The organism is Pectobacterium wasabiae CFBP 3304, assembly GCF_001742185.1.
Lineage (GTDB): Bacteria > Pseudomonadota > Gammaproteobacteria > Enterobacterales > Enterobacteriaceae > Pectobacterium > Pectobacterium wasabiae.
The window spans coordinates 3,536,764-3,555,948 of record NZ_CP015750.1 but is presented as its reverse complement, the minus strand read 5'-3'; the positions used below and the strand labels follow the sequence as shown (position 1 = coordinate 3,555,948).

At 51.3% G+C, this 19,185-nt stretch carries 21 protein-coding genes, 1 pseudogene and 1 riboswitch; of the genes and pseudogenes, 7 read left to right on the top strand and 15 right to left on the bottom strand.

Translation table 11 applies throughout. The annotated features are described in order from the left end of the window. Position 1 precedes the first annotated feature (1 nt). The gene (locus A7983_RS16115; protein WP_005972819.1) at positions 2–1,138 is read left to right on the top strand and encodes an ABC transporter permease; all 1,137 of its coding nucleotides are present in this window, start codon (positions 2–4) and stop codon (positions 1,136–1,138) included. Positions 1,139–1,463: 325 nt separating this feature from the next. Here A7983_RS16115 and A7983_RS16110 read toward each other — a convergent pair whose 3' ends face one another. From A7983_RS16110 to moaA, 6 genes are all read right to left on the bottom strand, one after another. Continuing rightward, positions 1,464–2,171, bottom strand: coding sequence for a Bax inhibitor-1/YccA family protein (locus A7983_RS16110; protein WP_039477296.1), 708 nt, complete (start codon positions 2,169–2,171; stop codon positions 1,464–1,466). A 112-nt stretch (positions 2,172–2,283) separates the two neighbouring features. Next, entirely contained in the window at positions 2,284–2,736 is a 453-nt protein-coding gene (moaE, locus tag A7983_RS16105; RefSeq protein WP_005972824.1) for a molybdopterin synthase catalytic subunit MoaE, read from the bottom strand. A gap of 2 nt (positions 2,737–2,738) precedes the next feature. Further along, positions 2,739–2,984: a molybdopterin synthase sulfur carrier subunit gene (moaD, locus tag A7983_RS16100; RefSeq protein ID WP_005972826.1), complete on the bottom strand. Its 246-nt coding sequence runs from the start codon at positions 2,982–2,984 to the stop codon at positions 2,739–2,741. Further along, positions 2,981–3,475: a cyclic pyranopterin monophosphate synthase MoaC gene (gene moaC, locus A7983_RS16095; protein WP_005972828.1), complete on the bottom strand. Its 495-nt coding sequence runs from the start codon at positions 3,473–3,475 to the stop codon at positions 2,981–2,983. Before moaC ends, moaD begins: the two co-directional genes overlap by 4 nt. An 18-nt stretch (positions 3,476–3,493) precedes the next feature. Then, positions 3,494–4,012 carry a molybdenum cofactor biosynthesis protein B gene (moaB, locus tag A7983_RS16090; RefSeq protein WP_005972830.1) on the bottom strand — a complete coding sequence of 173 codons (519 nt, stop codon included), beginning with the start codon at positions 4,010–4,012 and terminating at the stop codon, positions 3,494–3,496. Positions 4,013–4,046: 34 nt separating this feature from the next. Continuing rightward, the gene (gene moaA / locus A7983_RS16085; RefSeq protein ID WP_039477316.1) at positions 4,047–5,036 is read right to left on the bottom strand and encodes a GTP 3',8-cyclase MoaA; all 990 of its coding nucleotides are present in this window, start codon (positions 5,034–5,036) and stop codon (positions 4,047–4,049) included. Continuing rightward, a riboswitch (molybdenum cofactor riboswitch) is annotated at positions 5,024–5,172 on the bottom strand. It overlaps the preceding gene by 13 nt. 285 nt (positions 5,173–5,457) lie before the next feature. Between moaA and yvcK the strand changes: the two genes are divergently transcribed. Continuing rightward, complete coding sequence (gene yvcK / locus A7983_RS16080; RefSeq protein WP_005972835.1) at positions 5,458–6,366, top strand: uridine diphosphate-N-acetylglucosamine-binding protein YvcK; 909 nt, start codon at positions 5,458–5,460, stop codon at positions 6,364–6,366. Positions 6,367–6,382: 16 nt separating this feature from the next. Here yvcK and A7983_RS16075 read toward each other — a convergent pair whose 3' ends face one another. From A7983_RS16075 to A7983_RS16060, 4 genes are all read right to left on the bottom strand, one after another. Then, positions 6,383–6,958, bottom strand: coding sequence for a hypothetical protein (locus A7983_RS16075; RefSeq protein WP_005972838.1), 576 nt, complete (start codon positions 6,956–6,958; stop codon positions 6,383–6,385). Between the two features lie 125 nt (positions 6,959–7,083). Continuing rightward, on the bottom strand, positions 7,084–7,515 hold the full coding sequence (locus A7983_RS16070; RefSeq protein ID WP_005972840.1) for a VOC family protein: 432 nt from the start codon (positions 7,513–7,515) through the stop codon (positions 7,084–7,086). A 62-nt stretch (positions 7,516–7,577) separates the two neighbouring features. Further along, entirely contained in the window at positions 7,578–9,590 is a 2,013-nt protein-coding gene (uvrB, locus tag A7983_RS16065; RefSeq protein ID WP_005972841.1) for an excinuclease ABC subunit UvrB, read from the bottom strand. Positions 9,591–9,614: 24 nt separating this feature from the next. Continuing rightward, positions 9,615–9,782, bottom strand: coding sequence for a hypothetical protein (locus A7983_RS16060; RefSeq protein WP_156105174.1), 168 nt, complete (start codon positions 9,780–9,782; stop codon positions 9,615–9,617). 599 nt (positions 9,783–10,381) lie between these two features. Between A7983_RS16060 and A7983_RS23530 the strand changes: the two are divergent. Next, positions 10,382–10,565 (top strand): annotated as a pseudogene (locus A7983_RS23530) (IS1 family transposase); the annotation flags it as partial. A gap of 21 nt (positions 10,566–10,586) precedes the next feature. Here A7983_RS23530 and A7983_RS16055 read toward each other — a convergent pair. The 5 genes from A7983_RS16055 to bioB all read right to left on the bottom strand — a co-directional run bounded on the left by A7983_RS16055 (position 10,587) and on the right by bioB (position 15,419). After that, positions 10,587–11,477 carry a hypothetical protein gene (locus A7983_RS16055; RefSeq protein ID WP_235778021.1) on the bottom strand — a complete coding sequence of 297 codons (891 nt, stop codon included), beginning with the start codon at positions 11,475–11,477 and terminating at the stop codon, positions 10,587–10,589. A gap of 289 nt (positions 11,478–11,766) precedes the next feature. Then, a complete protein-coding gene (gene bioD, locus A7983_RS16050) occupies positions 11,767–12,450 on the bottom strand; it encodes a dethiobiotin synthase (protein ID WP_005972847.1) in 684 nt (227 codons plus the stop codon). Further along, complete coding sequence (bioC, locus tag A7983_RS16045; protein ID WP_005972849.1) at positions 12,443–13,204, bottom strand: malonyl-ACP O-methyltransferase BioC; 762 nt, start codon at positions 13,202–13,204, stop codon at positions 12,443–12,445. Before bioC ends, bioD begins: the two co-directional genes overlap by 8 nt. Further along, positions 13,185–14,342 (bottom strand): 8-amino-7-oxononanoate synthase, encoded by a 1,158-nt coding sequence (gene bioF, locus A7983_RS16040; protein ID WP_005972850.1) that lies wholly within the window; start codon positions 14,340–14,342, stop codon positions 13,185–13,187. Before bioF ends, bioC begins: the two co-directional genes overlap by 20 nt. A 39-nt stretch (positions 14,343–14,381) precedes the next feature. After that, positions 14,382–15,419, bottom strand: coding sequence for a biotin synthase BioB (gene bioB, locus A7983_RS16035; RefSeq protein ID WP_005972852.1), 1,038 nt, complete (start codon positions 15,417–15,419; stop codon positions 14,382–14,384). 95 nt (positions 15,420–15,514) lie between these two features. Here bioB and bioA point away from each other — a divergent pair, with 95 nt between their 5' ends. From bioA to A7983_RS16015, 4 genes are all read left to right on the top strand, one after another. Continuing rightward, entirely contained in the window at positions 15,515–16,819 is a 1,305-nt protein-coding gene (gene bioA / locus A7983_RS16030) for an adenosylmethionine--8-amino-7-oxononanoate transaminase (RefSeq protein WP_005972854.1), read from the top strand. A gap of 239 nt (positions 16,820–17,058) precedes the next feature. Further along, positions 17,059–17,853, top strand: coding sequence for a GH12 family glycosyl hydrolase domain-containing protein (locus A7983_RS16025; RefSeq protein WP_005972856.1), 795 nt, complete (start codon positions 17,059–17,061; stop codon positions 17,851–17,853). A gap of 223 nt (positions 17,854–18,076) precedes the next feature. Next, positions 18,077–18,484, top strand: coding sequence for a CidA/LrgA family protein (locus A7983_RS16020; protein WP_005972858.1), 408 nt, complete (start codon positions 18,077–18,079; stop codon positions 18,482–18,484). Beyond that, positions 18,484–19,182: a CidB/LrgB family autolysis modulator gene (locus tag A7983_RS16015; protein WP_005972860.1), complete on the top strand. Its 699-nt coding sequence runs from the start codon at positions 18,484–18,486 to the stop codon at positions 19,180–19,182. The genes A7983_RS16020 and A7983_RS16015 overlap by 1 nt, the downstream gene beginning before the upstream one ends. Positions 19,183–19,185 lie beyond the last annotated feature (3 nt).

The following is a 19,185-nucleotide window of genomic DNA, read 5'->3' as shown; positions in this document are numbered from 1 at the left end:
AATGCTACATCGTCTGTGGACGTTGATTATCAAGGAACTACAATCGCTGCTGCGCGATCCGCAAACGCGTTCCATTCTGGTGCTGCCCGTTATCCTTCAGGTTTCCCTATTCCCCTTCGCCGCCACGCTCGACGTAACCAATGCAACCATTGCGATTTACAGCGAAGATAGCGGCCCTCACGCAGTAGAGTTGACGCAGCGCTTTGCCAAGGCGAAATCCTTTTCTCACGTGTTGATGCTACATAGCCCGCAGGACGTGGCACCGACGTTGGATAATCAGCGGGCACTGCTGATTCTACGTTTCCCATCGCAGTTCTCGCGTGATATTGCCAGCGGGAACAGCGCCTCACTTCAGCTTATTCTGGACGGCAGACGCTCCAACAGCGCCCAAATCGCCGCCAGCAACGTGCAGCACATTGTGCGTGATTATCAGTTGGAATTACTGGCAGCCAGACCGGCTCAAAACAGCGCTAACCAGAGCAGTTCATTTCATAACAACAGCGAACTGGTGGTACGCCACTGGTATAATCCAAATCTGGACTATAAATGGTTTGTGGTGCCGTCGCTGATTGCCATGATCGCCACTATCGGCGTGTTGATTGTTACGGCGCTCTCCGTCGCGCGCGAGCGGGAACAGGGCACACTGGAACAGTTGCTGGTTTCGCCGCTCTCTACTAGCCAGATCTTCATTGGAAAAGCGGTACCCGCGCTGATTGTCGCCACATTTCAGGCCACAATCGTGTTGCTGGCGGGCATATTGATTTTTCATATCCCCTTCGCCGGATCGCTGCTGCTGTTTTACACCACGATGCTCATTTACGGCCTGTCGCTGGTCAGCTTTGGTCTGCTGATTTCCTCGCTCTGTGCCACACAGCAGCAGGCGTTTATCGGGGTGTTCGTCTTCCTGATGCCCGCGATCCTGCTTTCCGGCTATGTCTCACCGGTCGAGAATATGCCAGTCTGGTTACAGCACATCACCTGGATTAACCCCATCCGCCATTTCACGGATATCACCAAGCAGATTTACCTCAAGGACGCAGATTTCCGCATTATCTGGGGCAGTTTATGGCCGCTGCTTATCATCACGCTAACCACCGGTTCAGCGGCCTACGCGATTTTCCGACGGAATATCGCTTAATAGCAGATAAGTAAGGGAAACAGATAGCTAGAGGCGTAAAAAATTGTGCTGAGGTGACGTGGCCGCCGTGTGAGCGGCAGGACGCCGCGAAAGCCAGTGTCGCGTCGGGAACGCGTCACTGGCGGCACGAATAGCGGACACAAGCGCCGAAGGCACCGCGTAGCGGCACAATTAACGCCAAAGAGCCATAGGTCAAGGAGCTGCGGCGACTGAGCGCTCCTTGTCGGGCGTGTGATGAGGCACAAAAAACACGGTGTTTGACACGCCCGAAATCTTTGCACTCATTAACATAAAGCAGTGAGGCATTTAGGCTACAGCCTTGTCCTTAACGACGATTACCGAAAATACGCAGCAGCATCAGGAACAGGTTGATGAAATCGAGGTACAGGGTCAACGCGCCTACGATGGCGTATTTACGAAAGCTATCTTTATCATCGACAGACAACTGCTCACCAATGTTTTTCAGCTTCTGGGTGTCATACGCGGTCAGGCCGACAAACACCACCACGCCGATATAGGTCACAGCCCACATTAGCGCTGCGCTTTGCAGCCACAGATTCACCAGCGAGGCCAGAATAATCCCGATCAGCGCCATGAACAGCATGCTGCCAAAGCCACTCAAATCACGCTTGGTGGTGTAGCCGTACAGGCTCATCGCCCCAAACATCCCCGCCGTAATCACAAAGGTGCTGGCTATGGATGCGCCAGAGTAACGAAAAAAAATACTGGCAAGTGTGAGTCCCGTCAGCGCGGAATAAAGCATAAATAGTGATGTGGCAACCGCACCATTCAGGCGCTGTACCATGCCGGAAATGACAAAGACCAACCCCAATTGGGCAATGATCAGTCCGAAGAACGTAACGCGGCTGGAGAAAACAAAATCAAATACGGCTGGCGTATGCGCCGCATACCAGGAGACAAACGCCGTCAGCAGCAGGCCACAGGTCATCCAACCATAAACCTGTGCCATATAAGCCTGAAGACCAGACTGCGTGCGTTCAACGATTGAACCCGAGCGTGGATATCTATCCATGATGTTACCTTTGCATAAAGTTATCTGATTAACGCGGCGCGAACCGCCTGTTTGGGGGATCGAGGCTGAAAATACTCTCCCCGCCATCCTTTTATCCTAACACAGAAATCGACTACCAGCGCTGCGCAGCCTGTTTATCACTGTCGCGCGATTCGACCCAGCGTTCACCTTCCGGCGTCGCTTCCCGCTTCCAGAACGGCGCGCGCGTTTTCAGGTAATCCATGATGAATTCGGCGGCATCAAATGCGGCACTGCGGTGGGCAGCACTGACGCCGACAAACACAATTTCATCCCCTGGATAGAGTGCGCCTACCCGATGAATTACGCTCACGCGCGGCAATTCCCAACGTTCGCGAGCCAGATCGACAATCTCCGCCAGCGCCTTTTCCGTCATGCCGGGATAATGCTCCAGCGTCAACGCGCTGACATTTTTTGCCAGATTGTGATTACGCACCTTACCGGTAAACGTCACCACCGCACCGTCTTCATCACACTGCGCTAGCCACTGATATTCATCACCTACGTTGAAATTCTCTTCGCCGACCTGAATTCGCGTTTCTGCCACGATCAACCTCCTGTTACCGGTGGGAAAAAGGCGACTTCATCACCGTCCTGTAGCGGGTGCGACAACTCAACCAGTGTTTGATTTACCGCTGCCAACAACTTGCCGGATTCCAATGCTAATTCCCAACGCGCGCCACGCTGGCACAACGCCTGTCGCACGTCCTCCACGGTGGCATAATCGGCAGGCAGTAACAGGCTGTCTGTTTCGATCAGTTCACGCACCTGTGCAAAAAACAGAATCTTAATCATGATCCCTCCGCTGTAAAGTCGCCGGATTTGCCACCGCTTTTCGCCAGCAGGCGCACCGGACCAATCACCATATCCTTCTGTACGGCCTTACACATGTCATAGATGGTCAACGCAGCAACAGAGGCGGCCGTCAGCGCCTCCATCTCCACGCCGGTTCTCCCTGTCAGGCGGCAGACGGATTCGATGCGAACCCGATTGTGCTCAGGCTGCGCTTCCAGTTCGACAGCAACTTTGCTCAACAACAGCGGATGGCAGAGCGGAATCAGCTCCCAGGTACGTTTTGCGGCCTGAATCCCGGCGATGCGCGCGGTAGCGAACACATCCCCTTTATGGTGGCTGCCGGCAATAATCATCGCTAGCGTCTGCGGTGCCATTTCAACGAAGGCTTCCGCACGCGCTTCGCGCACGGTTTCAGCTTTGGCGGAAACATCCACCATCGCGGCTTCGCCAGCGGCGTTAATGTGGGTCAGTTGTGGCTTAGATGATGACATAATAAATAAGGCTTACCGTTAAGAGGGTTTTTTCACGTGCGGATAAAAATTGCACGGCTTCTGACGCGCATCCAACTGTTCCTGAATGATACGTTCCCATGCCGTTCGACAGGCGCGCGTCGAACCCGGCATCGCAAAAATCACCGTCTGATTAGCCAGACCGGCAAGCGCACGGGATTGCAGTGTCGCAGTACCAATATCTTCGTACGACACCATGCGAAACAGTTCGCCGAAACCTTCAATTTCCCGATCGAACAAGACGCTAATGGCTTCCGGCACCACATCCCCCGCCGTAAAACCCGTCCCGCCATTAATCAGAATGCCCTGCACCTCGTCGCTGGCAATCCACGCCGAGATCTGTGCTCGAATCTGGTACAGGTTCTCTTTCACGATGGCGCTGGCGACAATGCGGTGTCCTGTAGAGTGTGCCGCTTCGCGCAAATAATCGCCGGAGGTATCGTCTTCCGCCGAACGGCGTTCAGAAACGGTCAGAACCGCAAGATTGAGAGAAACGAATTCGCTGCTAACTTTGCTCATGTCAGGTTCCTTTAATAATCAGTGATGTCGCGGATTAACCGCCGATAAATGACAGATTTTGCGTCATGCCACTATTGCCGTCATGCAGGAAGTGAGTCTGCTTCTTCGTCGACAACCCGCCCGAAATACGCATTTTCAAATCATCAAGATGGCGATCGTCAGCCAGCAAATCACGCAGTGGAATACCCTGTTCACCGAAGAGGCACAGATGCAGGTTACCGATGGCAGACACACGAAGACGGTTGCAGCTCAGGCAGAAATCTTTCTCATACGGCATGATCAGCCCGATTTCCCCCTGATAATCAGGATGGTAAAACACCTGGGCTGGGCCATCGCTGCGTGCACGTTGCTGCTGTTGCCACCCTTGCTGCAATAGTTGTTGACGAATCACCTCGCCGGAAACGTGGTGGCGACGAAAGAGTTCTCCTCCTTCACCGGTTTCCATCAGTTCAATAAAGCGGAGTTGAATCGGGCGGTGTTTAATCCAGTCGAGAAAGGTTTGCAGGCTGCCCGCGTTCACATCGCGCATCAACACGGTATTGACCTTTACCTTGGCAAAACCGCAGTCAAATGCCGCATCAATACCATCCATTACCTGGCGGAATTTATCCTGCCCGGTAATCGCATGAAACTGGCGTGCATCCAAGCTGTCTACACTCACGTTCAGCGCCGTGAGTCCGGCCTCACGCCATTGCGCAGCATCCCGCGCCAGACGATAACCGTTAGTGGTCACCGCCAGCGTGTGGATCGCCGGATTTTCTCGAATTGCAGCAATAATATCGACGAAGTCACGACGCAGAGACGGTTCACCACCAGTAAGGCGGACTTTTTCCGTTCCTAATTCGGCAAAGGCGCGGCTGACACGACGAATCTCATCGAGTGACAAAAAACGATGTGGATTGGTGCCATTGGCCTGATAGCCATCAGGCAGGCAGTAGGTGCAGCGAAAATTGCAGACGTCTGTGATAGACAGACGCAAATAGTAAAACTTGCGCGCAAACGCATCAGTCAGTTGACTCACCATAAACACCTTTCCAAATACGGGAGATGCAGGCATTTCTACCTCGCACCCTGGTGACCGCGAAGGCCACGGCCAAAGTACCGTATCACGCGCAATAAGCGCATCACTTAGGCACCAAGGCTAGGAGTTTGATTCTCATCGTTTATCCGTTAAACCGTGGCGGAATAACCGGTGAAGAATCGTGATTTCACTGAGTAGTCTACTGCGAAAAAGCACAGCTAACCACTCTCAAAACCGGTATATAAATAAATATATAACGTATTTTCAATATCTTATGTTGCACAGCATACGGAAAAATACGCGACAGAAATTGTCTTAGGTCATGCCTGTGTGAGGATTTTTCGCCTTTTAAAGCGAAATCGGCTACCTTAGCGGCGATCGTCACACGTTATTTATATTCCTCTGGCTTATTCATAAGGTTTCTATGCGCAATCGCACGTTGGCCGACCTTGACAGGGTTGTCGCATTAGGAGGCGGACACGGTTTAGGTCGTGTTATGTCTTCGCTCTCTTCCCTAGATTCACGGCTGACTGGCATTGTCACGACCACGGATAACGGTGGTTCTACTGGCCGTATCCGTCGCTCCGAAGGCGGCATTGCCTGGGGCGATACCCGCAACTGTCTGAACCAACTGATCACTACACCCAGCGTGGCATCGGCGATGTTTGAGTATCGGTTTAACGGTAACGGCGAACTTGCCGGGCACAATCTGGGTAACCTGATGCTAAAAGCGCTCGATCACCTGAGCGTGCGTCCATTGGAAGCCATCAACCTGATTCGCAATCTGCTCAAGGTGGACGCCTTTTTAATTCCGATGTCCGAGCATCCTGTCGATTTAATGGCGATTGATGAACAGGGCAACCCTGTTTATGGCGAAGTTGAGATCGATCAGTTGGCGGCCTTACCGCAAGATTTGCAACTCTACCCGACCGTACCGGCCACGGGCGAAGCCATTGACGCCATCACCAAAGCCGATCTCATTTTGATCGGCCCTGGCAGTTTCCTGACCAGCCTCATGCCGCTGCTTCTGTTGGAAGATCTAACACAAGCACTCCGCCGCACGCCCGCGCCCATGGTATATATCGGCAACCTGGGCAGTGAACAAAGCAATCCGGCTGCCCGTTTGACGCTGGTGGAGAAGCTGTCCTGGATCGAACACAAAGTGGGGAAACCGGTGGTTGATGCCGTCATCGTCGGTCCGAAAGTCGATGTCAGCCAGATTAATAACCGTCTGGTTATACAGCAGCCGCTGGCCGCTGATGATGTGCCACACCATCACGATCGCGAACTGCTGCGTCAAGCCATAGACGTCGTGTTGCAACAGCTAGGATAGAATATTTCGGCACCGACTACCGCAAGACTTTCGGGCTTTCACAGCGCTCTATGTTCACCAGCATTGGGGTATTCATGCTGATGAACGGACGGTATTCCTCGTATATTTTCGCAGCCTGAGCACGGCTGCCAATCTCATGCAGAACTGCCTCAGCCTGAAAATAGCGTTTCAACATATCAGCGTCATTGCACGGTGGAAGATGAGCAAGGTTTACGCCTAAATCGGAGAACTTACTCATCAAAGCAGAAAGCTCATCGCGTACTTTGTTGATTCTTAATTCAGGCTCCAGCGACTTAACCGAAAGCGCAACGTTCTGCTCACGCAAGTCAAGCCGCCCTTCACGCTCAGCGAGTTGTCGAATCTGGCTATTAAATGTCTCTTCACGCGTTGCCAACTGCTGTTCACGGAAATCCACAACCGACGTTTGCTTCACCAGCGCGAGTTCCCTTTCGCGAATTTGATTAAGCTGCTCATTGCGATAATCCTCAAACTGCATTTTTTGCTGATAGTTGTATATCGTCCAGCCAGACAGCGCTGCAACAACAATAAGAAATGTTTTGGCGTTATTTTTGATCAATTCCCTATCAATCATCCCGTAAACCTCGTCTTACTTCAGGAGCCAGCCGTTCTCAAATGTCGTTCACGACTGCCGTATTTTCTCGTGCCCCCTGACAATGAGGCATCACATCAAAAAGAAATCATTAATCGTGCGCCCCTTCAATCTCGCAGCCACGGCGTATAAGTCACGCCAATCAGCATCCCTTCTGGACTCAGGAAACGAGTTACCTGCTGTCCCCAAGGTTCAAGACGGTTTTCGACCAGCAGCGCATAGCCCTGCACTTTCAGTGCCGCCGTCGCTTGCGCCATATCCGCTACTTCAAATTCCAACCAACTTTGCGGTTCAGGAAGATCCACTGGCCAACTTCCCTGCCCGAAACAGGATTCGCTGGCCTGTGACAGCGGCCACAGGGCGAAATGCTTCACCCCATCCATCGCATCGGTCACCAGATAGTCACTCCCTTCCGCTACCGGTTTCAGCGGTAACTTCAGCGTATCGACATAGAGTGCGTGGCTGGCCGATAGTGATTTCACAATCGGCCCGAAACCTGCCACAAACAATACCTCTACGCCCGGTATAATAGGGGTCATCATGATTCCTTAGCAGTGTGCTACGTCGTTATCATGCTGCGATCGCGAGGAGGCAGCGAGCACTAAGAGACGGCAATAAATTGTGCGCGTAATGCCTGCACCTCATCGCGCAAGGCGGCAGCCTCTTCAAATTCAAGATTCTGCGCGTGCGTTAACATCTTACTTTCCAACTCGCGGATTTTCAGCTCCAGCGCCTTCGGCGTCATGAGTTCATAACGCGCTGCGGGTTCTGCCGCTTTACGATTACCTCGCCCTTTGCCTTTATTCGCCGATTGGCCCAGTTGCAGAATATCGGAGATTTTCTTATTAATTCCCTGCGGCACAATCCCATGCTCGGTGTTGTACGCTTCCTGCTTCTCGCGACGCCGCTCTGTTTCGCTAATCGCTTTCGCCATTGACGCTGTGATTCTGTCACCGTAAAGAATAGCCTTGCCACGCAGGTTACGTGCCGCGCGGCCAATCGTCTGGATCAGGGAACGTTCGGAACGCAGGAAGCCTTCTTTGTCAGCATCCAGAATCGCCACCAGCGACACTTCAGGCATATCCAGACCTTCACGCAACAGGTTGATACCGACCAGCACATCGAACTCACCAAGGCGTAAATCCCGGATGATTTCCACACGCTCGACAGTATCAATATCCGAGTGCAGATAACGCACCCGCTCGCCGTGCTCTTCCAGATATTCCGTCAGGTCCTCCGCCATCCGCTTGGTCAGCGTCGTCACCAGCACGCGTTCGTTAATCGCCGCACGCAGGCGAATTTCGGAAAGCAGGTCGTCCACTTGTGTCGCGACAGGCCGTACTTCAATGAGCGGGTCGAGCAATCCGGTGGGCCGGACCACCTGATCGATAATTTCACCGCCCGATTTTTCCAGCTCATAGTTACCCGGCGTCGCAGACACGTAGATCGTCTGCGGGGCCAGTGATTCAAATTCTTCAAACTTCATCGGTCGGTTATCCAGCGCCGAAGGCAGCCGGAAACCATATTCAACCAACGTCTCTTTACGCGCACGGTCGCCGCGATACATCCCGCCGATCTGAGGCACAGTAACGTGGGATTCATCAATCACCAGCAGCCCATCCGCAGGAAGATAGTCAAACAGCGTCGGCGGTGGCTCACCGGGGCCACGACCTGAAAGATAGCGTGAGTAGTTTTCGATACCGGAGCAGTAACCCAGTTCGTTCATCATCTCCAGATCAAACTGCGTGCGCTGGCTCAATCGCTGCTCTTCCACCAGCTTATCGTTGGCCAGTAGCACCTTTTTGCGATCGGCCAATTCAACTTTAATGTCTTCCATCGCCTGTAAAATACGCTCACGCGGCGTGACGTAGTGCGTTTTCGGGTAGATGGTATAGCGCGGCACCGTTTGGAGAACATGACCCGTCAACGGATCAAACAGCGACAGCCGCTCCACTTCTTCATCGAACAATTCAACGCGCAGCGCGATTTCGTCAGACTCCGCAGGGAAAATATCGATCACCTCGCCACGCACGCGAAACGTACCGCGCTGAAATGCCTGATCGTTGCGGGCATATTGTAATTCTGCCAGACGCCGTAAAATAGCACGCTGGTCGATCAGCATCCCCTGTGTCAGATGCAGCATCATTTTCAGATAGAGATCGGGATCGCCCAGACCATAGATAGCGGACACCGAGGCCACGACGATCACATCACGCCGCTCCAGCAGCGCTTTTGTCGCGGAAAGACGCATCTGCTCGATATGTTCGTTAACCGACGCGTCCTTCTCAATAAAGGTGTCCGAACTTGGAACGTAGGCCTCTGGCTGATAGTAGTCATAGTAAGAGACGAAATACTCGACGGCATTATCAGGGAAGAACTCTTTCATTTCGCCGTACAGTTGAGCGGCTAGCGTTTTATTCGGCGCCAGCATCATCGTCGGCCGATTGAGGTCGGCAATCACGTTGGCTATCGTGAACGTTTTACCTGAACCTGTTACTCCGAGCAGCGTTTGGTGTGCTAACCCGTCCTCCAGGCCTTCTTTTAAACGACGAATAGCCTCAGGCTGATCGCCTGCCGGTTTAAAGTCGGAATGCAGTGTAAATACTTTACTCATCGTTAAGCACGCTACTTATCGTTATTACTCATCGCTAAATACGATGTTCGTGGATGGACGCACGGAGGCAGGTAAAAGATACAGGCTGACGATTTCTGGCACGGCAATGATGTCGTCAGAAGTACAGCTATCGTACTCACTACCTGTGACGCACGATGCTTTATTCTGAATGCCAATGATGAAATTTGCCACCGTCATGATACTGGATATAAAAACAGCATCAAGAAAATTATCGCTGGATTGGATGATTAATCGACAAATCAATTTGCTAGCACATCCATCTGGAATCTACCAGATAAAATAATCATGATTTATCCCCAGATTGGATAAAGATGTAACATACAGGGATGACCAGCGATGTTAATTTATGCAACGACGCACTGTTGATGTTCAAGATGCTTGATTTTACTTAACCATATGATAATAAATAGATTAACAAAAGCGTGGAGAATAGCGCCAACCTAGCGTCAACCCGCGCCAACTCTCGCTTAGGACGCGTTGTCTATCCATAATGCACATAGTTATCCACAGAAATGGTGGATAACTCCCACAACCCCGCATCAGCCCTGAGTTAGGGAAATACCCGCTTCATTCACGATCCCTCCTGATATGGATTTTCTTCACACGCTTTCTGTGATTTATCGCATAAGTATTAGACGGAAAAAGACTAAAAACAGCCGGAGGCTCCCATGCCACCATTCAGGCACCTCGTGGGGTAGAGAAAAACTCAAGAAGGTTTTATCTATTGATCTATACCTGTATCCAGGAAAAAACGCGATCAACCTCCTTCTAGTACAAAAACGGGTGGCGTACTGGCCTACACCGTTGGTCCACGAACGGATGAAGCCTGTCATGAACTGCTGACGCTGAGAACCAAAATAAAAGGGTTGGCCCGTAACCTCTCTGTTTCTCACGTTATGTAGAGCGACACGAAAGGTCATCGGAGCCTTCATTGAAAAGTACATGCTCTACTAATTAGTAGGCATTACTGAAAATTCATCTCTTTATTTTAATAATATGATTTAAATCATCATTAAGCTCATCAAGCTTCATTTTTACTCTTATACTTTCAGCCGTATTTAAAATAAAATTCATTTTATAATAAGGATATGCATCCATACATGACAAACGATATGAACTTATATTGTAACCATCGAAAATAAACGCTCTGTAATCATTATCCGAGACTTTAATAAACCTGGCCTCTTTGTCACTACCAAATGTTTTGTATCCACCGGCACAATAGAACCCCTCTGAAGAATCAAATTCTATCGATTGCCTAATGAAATAACTATCAACAGCCATACGGTGTTTAGAATAACAAAAGAAAATCATGGCAATAAATAAAATAAAAGGAATGGCAACGGGCATTGAATCGTATCTGATACATAACTTAACATTTCCCCCAACGATCGAATTAAATTTCCTATCAATCACTTTACTTTCAAAGAAAGTTATGAAAATATAAATAAAACCAGAAAAAACAAATGATAAGACAATCATTAATATAATAAAATAAGCATATATTATAGTTCGAGAAGAAGCGTCACCATAAGTCAAATCCATATAATTCATCGTACTATTTTTCGCAAAAAAAAGTATACAATAGGCGATGAAAATTGATATAAATCGAGCCCCCCAAATAACTCCCCCTTTATCTTTCTCGAAATACCAATTAGAGTTAGAGATATAAAAATAAATTGAAATGAACATTAAAGAAGCAGAAGCAATAAGAAATGACATTGCAATGTTATAATTACCAACCACTTCTGTGAAAAACAAGAAGAACAGTGTTAAAATTCCTGCCACATATATCAACACAAGAGTCGTTTTATATCTACTCCACCTTCTCACTCTTTTTCTTCTACTCGCCCCAACTCTAGACATATTGCTTATTATCCAGAAACGAGGAAACATAAAAATTGAAATAACAATCAGCGTAATTATGAGGATAAATAGTGGTAGGATTTTGGCGTCAGGGGGACACAATAGAGACAAGGCTAAAAAGGTAAACAAGACATAATGACTATAAATTGTTTTAGGCGGTGTTATCTTCTTATCTACACTGTACATATTACGATCACCATCAAAAAGTTGGAAACGATGAAGCGATATTACATTTTTCCTGCGGCATTGTTGTCTGGAATAAACGTTATTGGGATAGGCCCTAAGAGGCCTACGGATAGGCTAATAACCCAATATCAATATACTGCCCCAGATTATGCTGATGAAGAGTCGATAAATAAGGAATTTCACCCAGCATCGGCGCAGGCAAGCGTTGCTGCAAAGTGTGTAGATACGGCTGATGCCATTTTCCTCGCGGCATGATGTCATTAGCGATCCAGCCACCAAGGTGCAAACCTGCATGTTGAATCGCATGGGCGGTAAGCATCGCATGGTTAATGCAGCCTAGTTTGATACCGACCACTAAAATCACTGGAAGCTGTTCCTGCACCACCCAGTCGGCAAACGTATCCTGCTCCGACAACGGCGTAAACCACCCGCCAGCGCCTTCAATCAGCACCCAATCAGCCTGCATTTCTAATTCGCGGAGCCCTGCCGACAGGACCGAGAGATGAATAGGCCGCTGCTCCACCGCACTAATAATATGCGGTGACGTCGGTTCCATAAACGCCAGCGGATTTACCATCGGGTAATCAAGATGGATACTGCTATTAGCCTGAAGCGCCAGCGCGTCGCTGTTGCGAATGCCGTCAGCCGTCATCTCACAGCCAGACGCCACAGGTTTGTAGCCTGCGGTACGATATCCAGCCTGATGAGCGGCCTGGAGCAACGCCATGCTAGCGACCGTTTTCCCAACTTCAGTATCTGTGCCCGTCACAAACCAGCGTTCAGTCACGATAAATCACTCCATAAACCAGTTGATAGCTGAGCGGATAGCCGCCCTGTGCTTGCGGGTAACAGGCAGACAGTGCCGCCAAACGTGCCCGGCTCAATAGTCCCGGCGTGCGCCCGTCATGCAGCCAGGTCGCACCGATCCCCTTTAATGATTTCATCAGCGCTAGCACATCGGGAAAAAGGCACACTTCACGCTCCTGCACCAGATCATGTCGATAGGGCTGACAGGCCGCGTTAATCGCGGAGAACGGTAGAAAGCGATTCGTCCGTTGCGTGTCGTCCAACCGCTGCCATGCCTGCGACAGTTCGCTTAAGGAGCCGTCCGCCAGCGTGGCAAACGCAATCACGCCGCCCGGCCGCGTCACCCGATATAGCTCTGCCAACGCACGCGGTAACGAGTTGCACCACTGCACGGCCAGATTGCTGTAGCTGATATCCACACAGCGATCCGCCAGCGGCAGATTTTCGATATCCCCTTCCTGATAACGATCCGCAGCGTGCCGCTCACGCGCCTGTGCGAGCATCGCCGCCGACAAATCCAGCGCGGTGACCGTTTTCCCCATCTGACGCCAGTGGCGGCTAAAGTGCCCTGTTCCGCACCCCGCATCCAATACTGCTACACCGCTGTGTGCTGGCATCAGCGTCAGTAGACGTTCTCCGCTAGTGCGTTGCAGTTCGGCAAAGCGGTCATAGCACCCCGCCGCCCGCCCAAACGCCTGTGCAATCGCCTGCTTGTTATAGTTTTCTGTCAGCATGGTGCAACACCGTAAGCAAGCGGCTGATATCTTCCGACTGATGTTCCGCCGTCAGCGTAATTCGCAGACGCGCACTGCCCGGCGGCACCGTCGGCGGCCGCATCGCACTGACCCACACGCCCTGTTCACGCAGATGGCTCATCAATGCCAGCGCCCGCGCATTCTCACCGACAATCAGCGGCTGAATCGCACTCTGTGAATCCATCAGTTGGTACGACGAATTGGAAAAGCCCGCGCGAAACTGCGCGATGTTGCGCCGTAGCGCATCACGCCGCGCGTCTCCCTGCCGGACACAATTGACTGCCGCGCTCAGCGCACAGGCCTGTGCCGCGGGCATCGAGGTGCTGTAAATTAAATGACGGGCAAATTGCAGAAAGTACTCGGCCAACGGCTCCGCACATAGCACCGCCGCACCGCTGACGCCAAATGCTTTGCCGAACGTGACGATCAGCAGCTCCGGTTTAACGCCTTGCTGCCAGCAGCTCCCGCGTCCTTCATCACCCAGCACGCCAATCCCGTGTGCGTCGTCCACCATCAGCCAGGCATGGTGCGCGCGGCACTGTGCCTGTAGCGCAGGCAACGGCGCAGTATCACCATCCATGCTGAAAACACCTTCGGTCACCACCAGCGTCTGACCGTCCGTAGGTTTTTCCAGCAGTGCTTGCAGACTATTGGCCTGATTGTGTTTAAAGCGTCTCAACGTTGCGGGTGACTGTGCGGCTGCTTCCAGCAATGAAGCGTGGCTGAGTTTATCGGCAAAAATCCGGTCTTCCGCCTGTGCTAGCGCAGCCACCACGGCCTGATTCGCGGCATAGCCGGAAATAAACAGCAGCGCACGCGGGTAACCCAACCAGTCGGCAAGCTGAGTTTCCAGCGCGGCATGCGCATTGGTATACCCCGTCACATGCCCGGAACCGCCACTGCCTATGCCGAATTGCTCAGCACCCTGCTGCCAGGCACGCACAATCTCGGGATGATGGCTCAGCCCCAGATAATCATTACTGGAAAAATTCAGATAGCAGCGGTCGCCCTGCATCAGCCAGCGTCCGCTACCGCCTTGATTAGCCAGCCGCACGCGATAAGCATCATCATGCTGACGCTGTACCAGTGCGGCATCAATACGTTGCTGCCAGCTCATAATTCAACACGCCTTATCCCGCGGTTTACACACCGCACGTTATACCGCAGCATTATAAAACTGCTCACTATCGGCGTTAATCAACTGTTCTGCCAAGCGCTGCTGCTGTTGGTTGTCTCCAAATTCGGTTCCTGTTTGCTGTGGGTTCAGACCTAACTTCAGGAACAGCGCCAGATCTTTGTCTTCTTTCGGGTTTGGCGTCGTTAACAGTTTGCAACCGTAGAAAATGGAGTTCGCACCGGCCATAAAACACATCGCCTGCGTTTGTTCACTCATCTGCTCGCGTCCGGCGGACAGACGCACATAGGAAGCAGGCATCATGATACGTGCGACGGCAATAGTACGAATGAAATCAAACGGATCGACATCCTCGTTCTCCGCCAATGGCGTTCCTTTTACTTTCACCAACATGTTGATCGGCACACTTTCCGGCGGCGTCGGCAGATTAGCCAGTTGCACCAGTAACCCGGCGCGGTCACGCACAGTTTCCCCCAGCCCAACAATGCCGCCGGAACAGACTTTAATACCTGCACCGCGCACTTTATCCAACGTATCCAGACGCTCCTGATAGGTGCGAGTGGTGATGATGCTGCCGTAAAACTCCGGCGAGGTATCAAGGTTATGGTTATAGAAATCCAGCCCAGCAGAAGCCAGACGTTCCGCCTGATCGTGGTGCAGTGTCCCCAGCGTCATGCAGGTTTCCATCCCCATCGCTTTAACGCCTTGTACCATCTGTTCCAGATAAGGCATGTCGCGCTCGTGCGGGTTTTTCCACGCGGCCCCCATACAAAAGCGCGTCGATCCCGCCGCTTTCGCCTGACGGGCCGAATCCAAAACCTGTTCGACCTGCATTAACCGTTCAGTATCAATCCCTGTCCGATAGCGGGAACTCTGCGGGCAATATTTACAGTCCTCAGGACAGGAACCGGTTTTTATCGACAGTAACGTGCTGACCTGTACCTGACGGGGGTCAAAATGCTGCCGGTGGATCTGCTGGGCTTCAAACATCAGTTCCAGAAAAGGTTTATTAAATAAGTCTTGCGCTTGCTCAAGCGTCCAGTAAATGCGGCTAGCCATCTCGGCATCTCCAAACTAAAAACGTTTCGCCAGTGTAAATTAACCCGATATACTGTCAACCAAATAGAATCCATTTTGGTTTACGAGAGATCATCATGAGCCCGGAAGACCTCACTTTTGACCAGCGCCATATTTGGCATCCCTACACGTCGATGACTACACCGCTACCCTGCTATCCGGTCATATCAGCCAGCGGAGTCGAGCTACATCTGGATGACGGACGTCGCCTGATTGATGGGATGTCATCGTGGTGGGCGGCGATCCACGGTTACAACCATCCGGTAATCAATCAGGCGGTGCAGGCTCAGCTCAGCCAGATGTCGCATGTGATGTTCGGCGGGATCACCCATCCGGCGGCGGTGGCGCTGTGTCGTCAACTGGTGGACATCACACCGGATGCGTTGGAATGTGTTTTTCTGGCGGACTCCGGATCGGTGGCCGTAGAAGTGGCGATGAAAATGGCACTACAGTATTGGCAAGCGCGCGGTGAAACTCGCCAGCGCTTTCTCACCCTGCGCCACGGCTATCACGGTGACACTTTCGGGGCGATGTCCGTTTGCGATCCACAGAACTCAATGCACAGCCTGTATCAGGGCTATCTGCCCACCCACCTGTTTGTCGATGCGCCACCCTGTGATGCTATCAACGAAGGCGGTTTTGCCGACAGGTGGCAGGAAGCCGATATCGCGCCATTACAGGCGATGCTGTCGGCACACGCTCGTGAGATCGCCGCCGTCATTCTGGAGCCCATCGTGCAGGGCGCAGGTGGAATGCGTTTTTACCATCCGGCCTATCTGCGCCGAGTGCGGGAACTGTGCGATCAATTCGGCGTGTTGTTGATTGCCGATGAAATCGCGACCGGATTTGGCCGCACCGGCAAACTGTTTGCCTGCGAACATGCGGGAATTTCCCCCGACATTATGTGCCTGGGAAAAGCGTTGACTGGCGGCTACATGACACTCTCCGCCACGCTGACCACCCGGATCGTGGCTGAAACCATCAGCAACGGTCCGGCAGGCTGTTTTATGCACGGCCCTACATTTATGGGTAATCCGCTAGCCTGTGCGGCAGCCAACGCCAGTTTGTCGCTGTTGGCGGAAAACCGTTGGCAAAATCAGGTAAAACATATTGAGCAGCAGTTGCGAGAAGCACTGCGCCCCTGTTTAGAATCTCCGCTGGTGGCGAACGTTCGCGTACTCGGTGCTATCGGCGTGGTAGAAACGCAGCGCCCGGTCAATATGGCGCGGCTACAGCGCTTCTTCGTCGAACGCGGCGTCTGGATCCGCCCCTTTGGTCGGCTCATTTATCTGATGCCGCCGTTTATCATTCAGCCTGATGAACTGCGTAAACTGACCGATGCCGTCTGCGCGGCCATCCACAACGCACAGTTATTTGAATAATCAGTAAACTAAGGCGCACACTTACGTGCGCCTTAAAATAACGCCCTGATTTTATTTCACATTATTTATATTTATTACGATTTTAATCATTTTCCCATGAATTGGATTATTCCGACAGAGTAGAAATAACATAAACGGTTAAACTCACTCCATCTCAGATTTAATCATAGACACGCGATAACGATGTGTTAACTTTTAGATTAAAATATCTCAATGATATATTTAAAAAGAGATTCATTATGCAGACTGTGAATACCCAGCCACACCGTATTTTCTGCGTATTATTGCCCGCAGTATTTTCTTCGTTGCTACTCTCATCACTAACGGCGTCTGCCGCCAGTTCATCAAACGATGCGGATAAATTCTATTTCGAGAATAATAAATATTACCTATTCAATAACGTATGGGGAAAAGATGAAATAAAAGGATGGCAGCAAACGATTTTCTATAATAGTCCAACCAGCATGGGGTGGAACTGGCACTGGCCAAGCAGCACCCACAGTGTTAAAGCCTATCCTTCACTGGTGAGCGGCTGGCACTGGACGGCGGGCTATACGGAAAATAGCGGATTGCCGATACAATTATCCAGTAATAAAAGTATCACCAGCAACGTCACTTATTCTATCCAGGCTATGGGTACTTACAACGCCGCTTACGACATCTGGTTCCATACTACCGATAAAGCTAACTGGGACTCGCCCCCTACCGACGAATTGATGATTTGGCTCAATGATACCAATGCAGGCCCTGCGGGTGATTATATTGAAACCGTTTTCATCGGCGGTAGCAGTTGGAACGTATTCAAAGGCTGGATCAACGCGGATAATGGTGGAGGGTGGAATGTCTTTTCCTTTGTCCATACTTCCAGCACCAACAGTGCGTCACTCAATATTCGTCACTTCACCGACTATTTAGTGGAGACAAAGCAATGGATGAGCGATGAAAAATACATCAGCAGCGTTGAGTTTGGCACCGAGATCTTTGGCGGCGATGGACAGATCGACATCACCGAATGGCGTGTAGACGTAAAATAGAGCTTCTGGCGTTACTATTCCTCCCCGCCCAGCCGCAATAAATACGTTAACGTAGGGCTGAACCGGATTGGTCTCATCAACGTTCTCTTTTCATTTTCAGTTCAGACCGATTTTGCCTATTCTTTAGGCAGGAACACCTTCCCCCCACAACAAAATTCGTGAGCTGTGGCACGTAAATTTCATTAGCGTTATGATAATCCCCTCGGCTAATCAGGAATTTCCCATGCGTAATACGTTCATCGTTTGCTGGCAGTATTTACGCGCTTTCGCATTGATTTATCTCTGCCTGCTGGCAGGCAATGCGGTATCCGCGTTACTTCCGTTCACTATCCCCGGCAGTATCATCGGTATGCTGGTCCTGTTCACCCTGCTCTGCTCACAGGTTCTGCCCGCGCAGTGGGTGAAACCGGGCTGCCACCTTCTTATTCGCCATATGGCATTGCTATTCGTTCCCATTGGGGTCGGCGTCATGAATTATTACGATCTGGTCAGCCAACAGTTTGGCCCTATCGTGGTTTCCTGTCTGATTAGTACCTTTATTGTGATGTTGGTTGTCGGTTTTAGTACCCAGATTATGCAGCGTGAACGCGCCCTAGCCAGCGATCGCTCGCCCCCGAAGGATAATGAATAATGTTCAGCTATTTATGGTGGTCACTGCCGCTGACTCTGCTGGTTTTTTTCGCCGCGCGTAAGCTGGCCGTGCTGACCAAGCTCTCCTTGTTGAATCCACTACTGGTGTCGATGGCGATTATTATTCCGCTGCTGCTGGTGTTGAAAATCCCCTACGAGCATTATTTTCAAGGCAGCAAAGTCCTTAACGACCTGCTGCAACCCGCAGTCGTCGCGCTAGCGTTTCCACTTTATGAACAGTTGCACCAAATTCGCGCCCGCTGGAAGTCGATCATCAGCGTGTGCTTCATCGGTAGCCTGACGGCGATAATCTCCGGTACGCTGGTGGCGCTGTGGATGGGAGCATCGCCGGAAATTGCGGCCTCAATACTGCCGAAGTCCGTCACTACACCGATTGCGATGGCGGTAGCCAGTTCCATCGGCGGCATTCCTGCTATCAGCGCCGTCTGCGTGATTTTTGTTGGTATTCTCGGTGCGGTATTCGGCCACAGCCTGTTCAATCGAGTGGGCATCAAAACCAAAGCCGCACGTGGGTTGTCGATGGGCACCGCTTCGCACGCACTCGGCACGGCACGCTGCGCTGAAATGGATTATCAGGAAGGGGCGTTCAGTTCACTGGCGCTGGTGATATGTGGGATCATCACCTCGCTGATTGCACCATTGGTATTCCCTCTGTTACTGAATATTGTTGGTTATTGAATT